This window comes from Peptoniphilus stercorisuis (assembly GCF_017874395.1).
GTDB lineage: Bacteria > Bacillota > Clostridia > Tissierellales > Peptoniphilaceae > Anaerosphaera > Anaerosphaera stercorisuis.
Map to the genome: position 1 here is coordinate 20,684 of NZ_JAGGLJ010000018.1, position 13,016 is coordinate 33,699.

A 13,016-nucleotide genomic window follows, 5' to 3' on the forward strand; every position below is an offset into this window, starting at 1 on the left:
ATTATAAGTAAGAAATAAAACATTTACATTAATTTGTAATCTCTTTATTAGATGTATTTCACTTAAATGCTTTAGTATATATATATAGGAGATGATAAAATGAAAAAGTTTAAAAAAAGTCTTGCTATGGTTTTAGCACTATCTTCTGCATTTATTATAATGCCAGAAAATGTAAAGGCTGAAAAAGTAGTAAAGGCAAATTTACCAGGTTTTAATGTAAAATTAAATGATCGTTTAGTAGATAATAATTATAGTGAGTATCCTCTTATTGTATATAAGGATATAACATATTTTCCAATGACTTATAATACAGCTAGATTTTTAGGTATTGAAACAAATTGGAGTGAAAATTCAGGACTTTCAATTAATCAAACTGGAGTATCAGGAGCTTTTGATTTTTATAGTACTAATAAGAAAAATGATAATACTTATGCTGTAAGTGTTCCAGAATTTAAGATTAAGGTAAATGGAAAAGAAATAGACAATAAAAAAGAAGAGTATCCACTAATTGTATTTAGAGATATAACATATTTTCCAATGACTTGGAGATTTTGTGTAAATGAATTTAATTGGGATTATGAATTTACAAATAAAAAAGGTCTAGAAGTTAAATCTTTAAATACTAAAGAAAAAGATAAAGTGGAAGTAAAAGAAGAAAAGAAAGAAGAAGAGTGGAAAGATTACTCTAAGACAATATTTTATAATGGAAACTATTATGTAGTAAAAAATAAAGGTGAAGATTATAGATTATTTAGAGAATCTCACATTGGAAAGGAATCAAAGATGGTTTCTGATATTCCAATTAAAGACTTTAAACAAGAAGATGATAAACTTTTCTTCTACTCAGAGGGCAATCCATATTATTATGATCTTAAAAAAGGGCGTGTAGTAGAACTTCTAAAAAACTCTAATGCAAAAGAGGGAAGTGTAATTACTATTGGTGATGAGGTTTTCTATGTAGATAAAAAAGATGGAGAGCTTTATAATAAAGATAAAGACAAATTAAATAAAGGCAATAAGGTAGAAAATATTTCTAAAGATGATGAATATTTAATAGTAAACTTTGAAGATACAAAATATAAATTTATTGTTTATAATAAAAAAGGTGAAGAAGTTTATAAATCAAAAGACAAAATAAAAGATGCAAAAATTAAAGATGATAAATTAACTTTTTATAATATAGATAAAAATAAAGAAGAAGAAGTTAAACTTAAGAAATAAGAAAGGCTACCTAGTGTAGCTTTTTTTAATATATAAATTTTATAAAATGGGTATAATCCTTGGCATAAAAGTATATAAAAAAGAGGGTGAGATTGTGTTTGAGTTTTATTATAATAATAATATTTACAAAGCAAAAAACTGGGTTGAAGTAGATCCAAATAATTTTTTAATAATGGCCGAGGATCACTTAGATAGGATTCGATTTATATATAGTAGGAATATAAATAATCTTCCTGTAAATCTAATTTATTTAAGAAATACAGCTATATCTCTATCGAGAAATGAACTTTATAATATAAGAAAAGTGGAAAAGGAAAATATGGATTTAATAGATTTTAAAAATGTAAATCTAGAAAAATTAGATTTTGCATCACTTTTATTTTTATATAGAAGACTTAATTTTGTAGATACTAGTGAAGTATCAAGTTTTAAAAAAGAGATATATATTAGTATGAAGAAAAGTTTATATGAATATGAAGAAAAAGGAAGAGTGGATTTTCAAGATGGAATAATTGATCTTATTAATCTAAGTTTAAGTATTCATCCATATCTTAGTGATAGTGAAGAAATCAGAAAACTAATTGAAGAATTTGCCCTTTTTATAAAAATAAAAACTTATTCTAAAATGAATATTAGTGATTTATTAGATGAAAAAAAGAAATTTGAAGAAGTTTTAAAGAGAAAGAAAAGTTTTGATGAACTTGGATATCCTGATATAAGTTATTTTACTTTAAAAAATAGGATAAAGCCTGCAGTTGAAGTTTTATTAAAATTAAAAGAAGATTTAATTCTTACAGAAATATTTAATATTACTAGACATGCTCTTTTAATAAATCCTTTTAAAGTAAATTTAGAAGAATTAGAAAATGTAATTGAAGGAAAGTTTCAGTTTGTAGAAGATGCAAGGTTTGATTATAACTATGCATATTATGAAGATTTAGGTATAGAAACTGATATTGTAGAAGATGAAATAAGAAGTATAAACAAATGGCAATATGAAAAAGTAAGTGAACATCTTTTTTTACTTGCAAAAGATGCACTTAAAGATGTATCATTAAATGATAAAAAATTTATTGACTCATATAAGTATTCTTTATCTATCTATAAGGAGATAGACTATGTAATATATCTTATAAGATATGTGTTAAAAACAATGGATATAGATTGATTTAACATAGAATAAGCCTTTACAAATTCTCATGTTTATGATAATCTAAGTTAGTAAATTTTAATATAGGGTCATTATGGCTTGAAATCTAGGAATTTTAATATTCCTTAACCATAGGAGGTGTTTTTATGGCCGATAGAGTAACATTAGAATGTACAGAATGTAAAAACAGAAATTACATTACTTACAAAAATAAGAAAAATACTACAGAAAGATTAGAACTTAAAAAATATTGCAAATTCTGTAAAGATCACACAACTCATAAAGAAACTAAGTAAGTGATTTAAAAGGAGGGATTGACTTGGCAGCAAAAGATTCTGTGAAAAAGGCTGAGGAAAAAAAGGGTCTGAATAAGTATTTCAGAGGAGTAAAATCTGAATTCAAGAAAGTTGTTTGGCCAACAAAAAAACAAGTTTTAAATTACAGTGTGATAGTTATTGTTGCAAGTATTATATTTGCACTTCTATTTTCAGTATATGATAAGCTTATAATCTTCTTACTACAAAAGTTTATTTACAGATAATGGTGATAAAGTGGATAATGAAGAAAAAAATATAAACTTAGAAGAACGAGAAAAAAATGCAAAATGGTATGTAATTCACACTTATTCAGGTCACGAAAATAAAGTAAAAGCTAACATGGAAGCTATGGTTTTAAACCGTAACATGGAAGATTTGATTTTTGACATTCAAGTGCCAATGGAAGAATATGTAGAAAACAAAGATGGTGCTAAAAAAGTTAAAGAAAGAAAAATGTTCCCTAGCTATGTACTTGTTAAGATGATTATGAATGATGAGTCTTGGTATCTTGTAAGAAATACAAGAGGAGTTACAGGCTTTGTAGGTCCAGGCTCAAAACCAGTGCCACTTTCAGATGAGGAAGTTAGAGATCTTGGAGTAAGTGAAGATAAAGAGCTATTTGGAAATTATGAAATCGGAGAAGATGTGAAGGTTATATCTGGACCATTTAACGATTTTGTAGGAAAAATAGAATCCTTTAACTATGACAAGGCAAAAGTAAAAGTTTTAATTTCAATGTTTGGACGTGACACATTAGTTGAATTAGATTTTAATCAAATTATAAAGCAATAGAGGAAGAAGGAATTACCTCTATTTTCTATTGACAGTGGGAGGGAATACCCGCAGAAACCACAAGGAGGAAAGAAAATGGCAAAGAAAGTAATAGCTATAGTAAAATTACAAATTCCAGCTGGAAAGGCAACTCCAGCACCACCAGTAGGTACAGCATTAGGACCTCATGGTGTAAACATTATGCAGTTTACAAAGGAATTCAATGCAAAAACTCAAGATCAAGCAGGTCTTATAATTCCAGTTGTATTAACTGTATATCAAGATAGATCATTTACATTCATTACAAAGACTCCACCTGCAGCAGTTCTTATTAAAAAATCAATAGGACTACAAAAGGGTTCAGGAGAACCAAACAAAACAAAAGTTGCTAAAATAACTAAAGCTCAAGTTCAAGAAATTGCAGAACTTAAAATGCAAGATTTAAACGCAGCTAGTGTTGAAGCAGCAATGAGAATGGTAGCTGGAACAGCTAGAAGTATGGGTGTAGAAGTAGTAGATTAGTGGGAGGAAATTTCCGTTAAGACCACAAGGAGGGATTTTAATGCCAAAAAGAGGTAAAAAATATTTAGAAAGCTTAAAGCTAATAGATAGAGCTAAATTATATGATGTTAAAGAAGCTCTTGCATTAGTTGAACAAACATCAAAAGCAAACTTTGATGAAACTGTTGAGCTTGCAGTAAGACTTGGAGTAGATCCAAGACATGCAGACCAACAAGTTAGAGGTACAGTTGTACTTCCTCATGGAACAGGTAAAACTAAAAAAGTTCTTGTTCTTGCTAAGGGAGAAAAAATTAAAGAAGCAGAAGCTGCAGGAGCAGATTATGTTGGTGGAGACGAATACGTTGAAAAAATCCAAAAAGAAAACTGGTTTGATTTTGACGTAGTTATAGCTACTCCAGACATGATGGGCGTTGTAGGTAAAATCGGTAGAGTTCTTGGACCTAAAGGACTTATGCCAAACCCTAAATCAGGTACAGTAACATTTGATGTTGCTAAAGCTGTAGAAGAAGTTAAAGCTGGTAAGGTTGAATATAGAGTTGACAAAGCTGCTATAATCAATGTTCCAATCGGAAAAGCTTCTTTTGGTGCTGAAAAACTTGAAGATAACTTCAGAATTCTTATGTCTGAAATTATTAAAGCTAAACCAGCATCAGCAAAAGGACGTTACCTAAAGAGCGTTACTGTTTCAACAACAATGGGACCTGGAATTAAACTTAACGGCCAAAAATTAATGGAAAAATAAAAACACCTATATAGAGCACTTCGGTGCTCTTTTTTTTATGCCTTGAAATAAATTCAAGCTTGTCAAACACAGTCAATTACATAATATAGATTTAACAAATATTCTGAACTAAAATTAATTTAAACAAGGAAAATATTTTCATATTAATATAAAAGAAAGGTGATAATATGAACACAAAATTTGTAAGTTTAGAAGAAGCTATAGAACAAGTTAAGGACAATGACACAGTTGCAACATCAGGTTTTGTTCAAGTTGCAAATCCAGAAGCACTAGAATGGGCTTTAGGAAAAAGATTTGAAGAGACAAATAGTCCAAAAGACTTAACACTTTTTTACTGTGCAGGTCAAGGAGATGGAAATAATAGAGCAGTAAATCACTTTGCAAAAGAAGGACTTTTAAAAAGAGTTATAGCAGGACATATGAACTCAGCACCAATACTAAGTGATTTTATAATGAAAAATAAATGTGAAGCTTATAATATACCTCAAGGAATACTATGTGCAATGGTTAGAAATGTAGCTGCAAAAAAAGTTGGAGTTATTTCATCAGTAGGACTTCATACTTTTGCTGATCCAAGAATTGAAGGATGTAAGTCAAATAGTATAACTACAGAAGATGTAGTTGAATTAATAAATATTGCAGGACGTGAGCAATTATTTTATAAAGCTATAAATTTAGATGTTGCCTTTATAAAGGGAAGTTATGCAGATACAAGAGGAAATATTTCTATGGAAAAAGAAGGAGTTCCAACTGAAGCTACATCAATAGCTCAAGCAGTACATAACAATGGAGGAACTGTAATAGTTCAAGTAGATAATATTGTAAAAGCAGGTTCACTTGATCCAAAGCTTGTAAAAATTCCTGGAATCTATGTAGATTATGTAGTTGAAGTAGAAGATAAAAATTTAAAACAACAATGTTATGGTGTAGACTATGAAGAAGAACTTGCAGGAAAAACTTCATTAAGTGGAGGTGCTTTAAATGTAAAGGCTTCATTAAATGAAAGAAAAATAATTGCAAGACGTGGAACAATGGAAATAGAAAAGGGAAATGTTGGAAATTTAGGAATTGGCGTACCTGAAATGGTTTCAAGTGTAGTAAGTGAAGAAGGTATTTCTGATTGGATGACTCTTACAGTAGAATCAGGTCCTGTAGGTGGATCACCTCAAGCTAAAAATAGATTTGGAACTTCTATAAATGCAGATGCAATACTAGATCAACCTTATCAATTTGATTTTTATGATGGTGGTGGACTTGATATTACGTTTTTAGGACTTGCTGAAGCAGATAGATTTGGAAACTTAAATGTATCTAAATTTGGTGGACGTGTTGCAGGCTGTGGTGGATTTATAGATATATCTCAAAATGCTAAAAAAGTTGTATTTTGTGGAAGTTTTACAGCTGGTGGACTAAAAGTAGAAGTAAAAGATGGAGAACTAAAAATACTTAATGAAGGTAAATTTAAAAAATTTGTAAAAGATGTTGAACAAATTACATTCTCAGGGGAATATGCAAGACTTACTAATCAAGAAGTTTATTATATAACTGAAAGAGCAGTATTTAAAATGATGCCTGAAGGAATAACACTAATAGAAATAGCACCTGGAATTGACTTAAAAAAAGATGTATTAAACCAAATGGAATTTACTCCATTAATTTCAAAAAATCTTAAACTTATGGATAAGAGAATATTTAAAGATGAAGTTATGAATTTAAAATTTGACAAATAAAAAATAAAAAGAGATTTCTTAAGAAATCTCTTTTTATTTTTCTATACTGTCCTTTGCAATTTGAATGTATTTAAACATTTGTCCATATTTTTTATAGGCTTGTTCTAGTTTTTCACTATTGTATTCAATACAATTAGGACTTTTTTTAATTTCTTCAAAGGCCTCTAAAACAATTTTTGAAAAGTTACTATTTCTAAGTATTGAAATAGAAGGATCATGTCCCTTTGATGGAATAGTATTGTTTTTAAAAAACAGTTTAGAATCATTATAGTAAAGACTAAATATCTTTTGAGAAGCCATAATATCCCAAGAAAAATCATCTATTATATAAAACTTAATATTTGGATTTTCTTTCATTAATTTTAATACTTGATTGTAGTGCTTTTGCCTTTTTTCAGCAGGAACTGTATATCTTGTATTACAACATAAAATATTCCCATCTTCTAAATAATCAAAAAGTGTTGATTTTAGAATAAAGAAGTTAATATTTGAGTTTTCAAAAATCTCTTCCCAAGTTATTTTAATCTTCATAATTTCAAGCATTTCATCCTTTGACTTAGTTTTAATATAGGAGTTTTGTGCTATTTCTAAGATTAATTCTGGTGGTAGTAAAAACTCAAATCCATAGTTACAAAAGAAATAAAAATTATCTCCTGAATAAAAGTTAGTTCTAAAGTTTGTAGATGATACTGATTTAGAGTAGGTAAGTTCAAGGATTAAATTTTCTTCTTTAAAGTTATCTATTAAAAAATCAAAGTATTCTTCAGTTGCACTTTCGCTGTCTCCATAGGTCATAGTTTGTATAAAGGCTTCACTATCAAGAGAAAAGTCAAAGAAAAACTTATCTTTTATAATAAAAAAGTTTTTGTATGTGAATTTAGATTTATTATAAATTTCAATATTTACATTTGGATATTTACAAAGTATAGAATATATTTTAAGCATATTTTCATAACTTGGAATATTTTTATCTAGTGAATAACCAAGATGTATAGTTATTTTTCTAAAATTTGAATTAGACTTTTCAAGTATTTCTAAGACAAATTTTGCATTATAGGAAAAAATATCAAAACTTGTGTATATATCAATATCTTCTTCAAAAGATTTAAGTAGTAATTTATTTAAAGAATTATTGATAAAAGGATAGATGCTTCTACTTCCTATTAAAAACTTAATTTCTCCACTATCTTCTTCAAGTGATTCAATGTTACATATTTTTCGATAAGTATTTTTAAGTAAAGTATTAATTTGTGACTCAATTTCTTCTTGAGCAGTTTTGTTACTAAAGGAAGGTGGAATTAAACTAAATTCTATGTAAAAGTTATATTCTTTATTATCTTCACAAATTGCCTTTGCAAAAATAGAGCTTGCCTTTTTATTAATGCTATTAATCGATTTAACTGATGGTATTTTAGAGCCGTTACACCATTTACTAATATATGAGATGTCATAGTCAAGTGCCTTTGCAAGTACTGATAGTTTAACATCTGTAAATTCAAATAATTTTTTTAATGTTTCTGAGTAAGTCATATCCATTTATGTCGCCCCCAATTACAAATAATAGATAGAAAAACCTAAACTTCTATACCTATTATAGATTATAATCTTAATTTTTAAAAATATTTTTTTATATAATAAAACAATGATTATTTTATTATATTGACTAAATATAGTTTTTGCAAATATTTTCCTAATGTTTTTATACAATATCAGTTTTATATAGCCCTATTTATAATACTTTTAGAGTTTGCTTTTAAAAATGTCAAAATTTAGGACTTTTTCTAATATAAGTTGACAAAAAGTCAAGTGAAACAGAAAAGTAGTCAAAGTCAGTCATTAGGAAAACATTTTATAATCCTTAAAACTGTATTAATATTAATTTACAAGAAAATTTACTTAGAAAATATTTAAGGAGAGATAAAAATGGAACAAATGAGACTTCACCATGTGGGAATAGTACTTCCTACATTAAAACAAGCACATGATTTTATTGACAGATTTGGACTTGAAATTGATTATGAAGGATTTGTAGATGCTTATCATGCAGATCTTATTTTTACTAAGAAAAGTACTTTTGGAAGTCCTTTAGAATTTATCATTCCAAAAGAAGGAGTCCTTTGTGATTTTAACAATGGCAAAGGTGGAATTGCACATATTGCTTTTGAAGTTGAAGATGTAGAAAAGGTAAGAAAAGAATTTGAAGAAAAGGGAATGGGAATGCTAGAAGATAAAGCAGTTCCAGGAACTGATGATATTATAGTTAACTTTTTAAGACCTAGATTTAATGATGGAATACTTGTTGAATTTGTAGAAACAGTAGCTCCAATTAAAAGAGATTAAAAAGTATAAGTAGGAGTGATGATTATGTACACAATGGGAGTAGATATAGGTTCAGCATCATCAAAGGTTGTTATTTTAAAAGATAGAGAACTTTTTTCTTATGATGTAGTTCAACTTGGAACAGGAACTTTAGGACCAAGTGAAGTGATAGAAAATATATTAAATAAAACAAATTTAAAACTTAGTGATATCTCCTATACAGTTGCAACTGGTTATGGACGTTTTTCTTTTGATAAAGCAGATAAACAAATAAGTGAAATTTCAGCTCATGCAAAGGGAATTCACAGTCTTATTCCCAGTGCTAGAACAATTATTGACATTGGGGGTCAAGATGCAAAGGCTATTGCACTAAATGACAAGGGCAGTGTAAAACAGTTTTTTATGAATGATAAATGTGCAGCAGGAACTGGTAGATTTTTAGAAGTTATGGCTAGAGTTTTAAATGTAGATTTAAATGAAATGCAAAACCTAGATAAAATGTCAAAAAATCCTGCAACAGTAAGTAGTACTTGTACTGTATTTGCAGAATCAGAAGTGATTTCTCAGTTATCAAGAGGAAAAACTAAGGAAGATATTATTAAAGGTGTTCATAATTCAGTAGCTCATAAAATAAGCGGGCTTGCTTATAGAACTATGCTAAAGGGAGATATTGTAATGACTGGTGGAGTAGCTAAAAATAAAGGTGTTGTAAGAGCTATTTCAGAAGAGCTAGATAAAGATATTATTGTAGCAAATAACCCACAAATTACAGGTGCCTTAGGTGCTAGTATATATGCCTATGAAGAATTTACAAAGGAGGACTAGATATGAAAGAAATTAAAGATACAAAAGATATGAAAGCAAAAGAATTACTTGCATACTACCAACAAAAATTAGATGAAGAAGCTATGGAAGCTAAAAAAGAGGGACGTCTAGTATGCTGGTCAGCATCAGTTGCACCATCAGAATTTTGTGTAGCAATGGATATTGCAATGGTATACCCAGAAACTCACGCAGCAGGAATAGGAGCAAAAAAAGGTTCACTTCCAATACTTGATGTTGCAGACAAAAATGGATACTCACTAGATATTTGTTCCTACGCAAGAGTAAACCTTGGATATATGGAACTGTTAAAAGAACAAGCAAAAACTGGAGTAACTCCAAAGGAACTAGAAGATTGTCCTGGTGCAAAAATACCACTACCTGATCTTGTTATTACTTGTAACAATATTTGTAATACACTTCTTAAATGGTATGAAAATTTAGCAAAAGAATTAAATATTCCATGTATTGTTATAGATGTACCTTTTAATCATACTATGCCAATTCCAGAATACTCAAAGGAATACATAGCAGGACAATTTAAAGAAGCAATAAGACAACTTGAAGAAATTACTGGAAAAGACTTTAACTATGATAAATTCTTAGAAGCACAAGAACAAACTCAAAAATCAGTAAAAGAATGGAATAGAATTGCAGAACTATCTTCAAACAAACCATCTCCACTAAACTGTTTTGATTTATTTAACTATATGGCACTAATAGTATGTGCAAGAAGTAGAGATTATGCAGAAATTACTTTTAGAAAATTTGCAGAAGAACTTGAATACAATTTAGAACATGAAATATATGCCTTTAAAGGAAATGAAAAAAACAGAATCACTTGGGAAGGTATAGCTGTTTGGCCATATCTTGGTCATACATTTAAATCACTTAAAAATCTTGGAGATATTATGACAGGATCTGCATATCCAGGACTTTGGAACTTAACTTATACTCCAGGAGACTTAAAGTCAATGGCAGAAGCTTATACTAGAATTTATATAAATACTTGTCTTGAAAACAAAGCAAAAGTTCTTGAAAATATAGTAGAAAATTCTAAATCAGATGGAGTACTTTACCACTTAAACAGAAGTTGTAAATTAATGAGTTTACTAAATGTGGAAACTGCAGAAATTGTATCAGAAAAGACAAATACTCCTTATGGTAGTTTTGATGGTGATCAAACTGATCCAAGAAACTTCTCAGAAGCACAATTTGATACAAGAGTTCAAGCACTAACTGAAATGATGGAAGACAAATAGGAGGATAATATGAAAAGATTAGAAGAAATGCTAAATAACTTTAAATATATTGCTGAGAATCCTAAAAAAATGTTAAAGCAGTACAAAGAAGAAACTGGAAAAGGTGCTGTTGGTATTATGCCAGTATATGCACCAGAAGAACTTGTTCATGCAGCAGGTTATTTACCAATGGGACTTTGGGGAGCTCAAAAAACTATTTCAAAAGCAAGAACTTACTTACCACCTTTTGCATGTTCTATAATGCAATCAGTAATGGAAAATGAAATAGATGGAGAATATGATGACTTAGATGCTGTTATTTTTTCAGTACCTTGTGATACTTTAAAATGTATGAGCCAAAAATGGAAAGGTAAATCTGATGTAATAGTATTTACTCATCCTCAAAATAGAAAACTAGAATGTTCTAATGACTTCTTAGTAGAAGAATATAAAATATTAAAAAACAAACTTGAAAAAACTTTAAATACAAAAATTACAGATGAAAATTTAAATAAAAGTATAGAAATCTATAATGAAAATAGAAAAATTATGCGTGAATTTGTAGAAGTAGCTGCAAAATATCCAAACTTAATTGACCCAATTGCAAGACATAATGTAATTAAATCAAGATGGTTTATAGAAAAATCTAAACACACTGAAATGGTTCGTCAATTAATAGATGAAGTAGAAAAAGAAGAAATTATTCCTTGGAAGGGTAAAAAAGTAGTACTTACTGGAATAATGGCAGAGCCAAGTGGTTTTTTAGAAATATTAAAAGATGAAAATTTTGCAGTAGTTGCAGATGATTTAGCACAAGAATCACGTCAATTTAGAATTGATGTACCAATGGGAGAAGACCCAATATATAGACTTGCAAAATGGTGGCAATATTTTGATGGATGTGCTCTTGCAACTGATCCTAAAAAAGTAAGAGGATCAATGTTAATAGATATGGTTAAAGAAAATAAAGCAGATGCAGTAGTAGTATGTATGATGAAATTCTGTGATCCAGAAGAGTTTGATTATCCAATATACTATAAAGAACTTGATAATGAAAATATACCAAATATTATGGTTGAGATAGATCTTGAGCTTACTTCTTTTGAACAAGCTAAAACAAGACTTCAAAGCTTTAATGAAATATTAAAATAGCCATTAATAAATTTTTAAAAACTATATATTATTTTAGAAAAAAGAGCGTATTTACGCTCTTTTTCTATATTGTTAGGGAGATGTTATAAGTTTAGGGTACTAATAAAATAAAGGGTGATAATATGAAAAAACGTTTTAATTTAGTTAGCTTATTAATAACGGTAGCTTTTTTAGTAGCTGCCTTAGCAGGAGTATATTTAAATTATGAAAGTATAAAATTAACGGGATTTTTAATTCCTTGGATTGTTCTTATTTTAGTTGAAACAATTCCATTTATTTATATAAATTCACTTTTTTTATAAAAATCGCGACTTATATGAAAAAAGAGTTGGAAGTGTTTTAAATAGTACTCTTTTAATATTAGTACTTGGACAAATTGCAATGGCAAACTTTGCTTATAACAAAACTCTTTTAACTTTAAACTTATTGTATCTTGTATTTTTAATAGTGTTTTTTGTAAAAAAATATATTATAAAAAAATAATATTTTAAAGTATTTTGGGTAAACTATAATTAGATATAAAATAAGGAGAATAGGCTATGAGAGATTATTTATTAAAGTTATCAGTTATACTTTTTTCAGCTTCAATATTTGTAATAGCACCTTTATTTGGTGTGTATTTATATTATAGTAATCCTCAGTATTCCTATGCTATAATTCCTTGGATGATTTTTATATTTTCAGAAAGTATTCCACTACTTTATATATTACTTAAACTTTTATATAAAAAAGAAATAAGTATTATTAAGACAAAATATATTGTGAGAAATACAATACTTATTACTATTACAGGAAATATTATATTACTTAAGTTTTTCTACAATCCATTAATGATAGTAATTCAAGTTATATATATAGTTGCATTATTTTTAATATATTCAGATATTAAAGCAATTGAAAAAATAATGAATAATAGACAATAAAAAAACTGCTAAAGATACTATGCCCTGTCAAGTACACATCAAATAAAATATTATAGATATTTTAATTTGTATTCTAAGGGAGATAAGTATCCTAAGGCTTTTTGAA

15 protein-coding genes are annotated in these 13,016 nt (G+C 28.2%); 14 read left to right on the forward strand and 1 reads right to left on the reverse strand.

What is annotated here, in order from left to right; translation table 11 throughout:
* Nucleotides 1-99 precede the first annotated feature (99 nt).
* From J2Z71_RS07895 to J2Z71_RS07930, 8 genes are all read left to right on the forward strand, one after another.
* The gene (locus tag J2Z71_RS07895; RefSeq protein WP_210061878.1) at nt 100-1,221 is read left to right on the forward strand and encodes a hypothetical protein; all 1,122 of its coding nucleotides are present in this window, start codon (nt 100-102) and stop codon (nt 1,219-1,221) included.
* A 94-nt stretch (nt 1,222-1,315) separates the two neighbouring features.
* A complete protein-coding gene (locus tag J2Z71_RS07900) occupies nt 1,316-2,389 on the forward strand; it encodes a hypothetical protein (RefSeq protein WP_210061880.1) in 1,074 nt (357 codons plus the stop codon).
* A gap of 128 nt (nt 2,390-2,517) precedes the next feature.
* A complete protein-coding gene (gene rpmG, locus J2Z71_RS07905; protein WP_210061882.1) occupies nt 2,518-2,667 on the forward strand; it encodes a 50S ribosomal protein L33 in 150 nt (49 codons plus the stop codon).
* Between the two features lie 23 nt (nt 2,668-2,690).
* A complete protein-coding gene (gene secE, locus J2Z71_RS07910) occupies nt 2,691-2,912 on the forward strand; it encodes a preprotein translocase subunit SecE (protein ID WP_210061884.1) in 222 nt (73 codons plus the stop codon).
* A gap of 10 nt (nt 2,913-2,922) precedes the next feature.
* On the forward strand, nt 2,923-3,480 hold the full coding sequence (gene nusG / locus J2Z71_RS07915) for a transcription termination/antitermination protein NusG (protein ID WP_342590812.1): 558 nt from the start codon (nt 2,923-2,925) through the stop codon (nt 3,478-3,480).
* A gap of 75 nt (nt 3,481-3,555) precedes the next feature.
* Entirely contained in the window at nt 3,556-3,981 is a 426-nt protein-coding gene (rplK, locus tag J2Z71_RS07920; RefSeq protein WP_210061886.1) for a 50S ribosomal protein L11, read from the forward strand.
* A gap of 40 nt (nt 3,982-4,021) precedes the next feature.
* Complete coding sequence (rplA, locus tag J2Z71_RS07925) at nt 4,022-4,723, forward strand: 50S ribosomal protein L1 (protein ID WP_210061888.1); 702 nt, start codon at nt 4,022-4,024, stop codon at nt 4,721-4,723.
* Nucleotides 4,724-4,890: 167 nt separating this feature from the next.
* The gene (locus tag J2Z71_RS07930) at nt 4,891-6,453 is read left to right on the forward strand and encodes an acyl CoA:acetate/3-ketoacid CoA transferase (protein ID WP_210061889.1); all 1,563 of its coding nucleotides are present in this window, start codon (nt 4,891-4,893) and stop codon (nt 6,451-6,453) included.
* Nucleotides 6,454-6,486: 33 nt separating this feature from the next.
* Here J2Z71_RS07930 and J2Z71_RS07935 read toward each other — a convergent pair whose 3' ends face one another.
* The gene (locus tag J2Z71_RS07935; protein WP_210061890.1) at nt 6,487-7,989 is read right to left on the reverse strand and encodes a hypothetical protein; all 1,503 of its coding nucleotides are present in this window, start codon (nt 7,987-7,989) and stop codon (nt 6,487-6,489) included.
* A 387-nt stretch (nt 7,990-8,376) separates the two neighbouring features.
* Between J2Z71_RS07935 and J2Z71_RS07940 the strand changes: the two genes are divergently transcribed.
* The 6 genes from J2Z71_RS07940 (at nt 8,377) to J2Z71_RS07965 (ending at nt 12,910) form a co-directional block, all read left to right on the forward strand.
* The gene (locus J2Z71_RS07940) at nt 8,377-8,793 is read left to right on the forward strand and encodes a VOC family protein (RefSeq protein WP_210061891.1); all 417 of its coding nucleotides are present in this window, start codon (nt 8,377-8,379) and stop codon (nt 8,791-8,793) included.
* 24 nt (nt 8,794-8,817) lie between these two features.
* Entirely contained in the window at nt 8,818-9,597 is a 780-nt protein-coding gene (locus tag J2Z71_RS07945; RefSeq protein ID WP_210061892.1) for an acyl-CoA dehydratase activase, read from the forward strand.
* A 2-nt stretch (nt 9,598-9,599) separates the two neighbouring features.
* On the forward strand, nt 9,600-10,856 hold the full coding sequence (locus tag J2Z71_RS07950; protein ID WP_210061893.1) for a 2-hydroxyacyl-CoA dehydratase subunit D: 1,257 nt from the start codon (nt 9,600-9,602) through the stop codon (nt 10,854-10,856).
* A 9-nt stretch (nt 10,857-10,865) separates the two neighbouring features.
* Nucleotides 10,866-11,987 carry a 2-hydroxyacyl-CoA dehydratase subunit D gene (locus J2Z71_RS07955; RefSeq protein ID WP_210061894.1) on the forward strand — a complete coding sequence of 374 codons (1,122 nt, stop codon included), beginning with the start codon at nt 10,866-10,868 and terminating at the stop codon, nt 11,985-11,987.
* A 122-nt stretch (nt 11,988-12,109) separates the two neighbouring features.
* On the forward strand, nt 12,110-12,289 hold the full coding sequence (locus tag J2Z71_RS07960; protein ID WP_210061895.1) for a hypothetical protein: 180 nt from the start codon (nt 12,110-12,112) through the stop codon (nt 12,287-12,289).
* A 237-nt stretch (nt 12,290-12,526) separates the two neighbouring features.
* A complete protein-coding gene (locus tag J2Z71_RS07965) occupies nt 12,527-12,910 on the forward strand; it encodes a hypothetical protein (protein ID WP_210061897.1) in 384 nt (127 codons plus the stop codon).
* Nucleotides 12,911-13,016 lie beyond the last annotated feature (106 nt).

Bases quoted from the DNA above. Each gene is read 5' to 3' on its own strand.
- J2Z71_RS07895 (WP_210061878.1), top strand. From the start codon at position 100: ATGAAAAAGTTTAAAAAAAGTCTTGCTATGGTTTTAGCACTATCTTCT.
- rpmG (WP_210061882.1), top strand. From the start codon at position 2,518: ATGGCCGATAGAGTAACATTAGAATGTACAGAATGTAAAAACAGAAAT.
- rplK (WP_210061886.1), top strand. From the start codon at position 3,556: ATGGCAAAGAAAGTAATAGCTATAGTAAAATTACAAATTCCAGCTGGA.
- rplA (WP_210061888.1), top strand. From the start codon at position 4,022: ATGCCAAAAAGAGGTAAAAAATATTTAGAAAGCTTAAAGCTAATAGAT.
- J2Z71_RS07930 (WP_210061889.1), top strand. From the start codon at position 4,891: ATGAACACAAAATTTGTAAGTTTAGAAGAAGCTATAGAACAAGTTAAG.
- J2Z71_RS07935 (WP_210061890.1), bottom strand. From the start codon at position 7,989: ATGGATATGACTTACTCAGAAACATTAAAAAAATTATTTGAATTTACA.
- J2Z71_RS07940 (WP_210061891.1), top strand. From the start codon at position 8,377: ATGGAACAAATGAGACTTCACCATGTGGGAATAGTACTTCCTACATTA.
- J2Z71_RS07945 (WP_210061892.1), top strand. From the start codon at position 8,818: ATGTACACAATGGGAGTAGATATAGGTTCAGCATCATCAAAGGTTGTT.
- J2Z71_RS07950 (WP_210061893.1), top strand. From the start codon at position 9,600: ATGAAAGAAATTAAAGATACAAAAGATATGAAAGCAAAAGAATTACTT.
- J2Z71_RS07955 (WP_210061894.1), top strand. From the start codon at position 10,866: ATGAAAAGATTAGAAGAAATGCTAAATAACTTTAAATATATTGCTGAG.
- J2Z71_RS07960 (WP_210061895.1), top strand. From the start codon at position 12,110: ATGAAAAAACGTTTTAATTTAGTTAGCTTATTAATAACGGTAGCTTTT.
- J2Z71_RS07965 (WP_210061897.1), top strand. From the start codon at position 12,527: ATGAGAGATTATTTATTAAAGTTATCAGTTATACTTTTTTCAGCTTCA.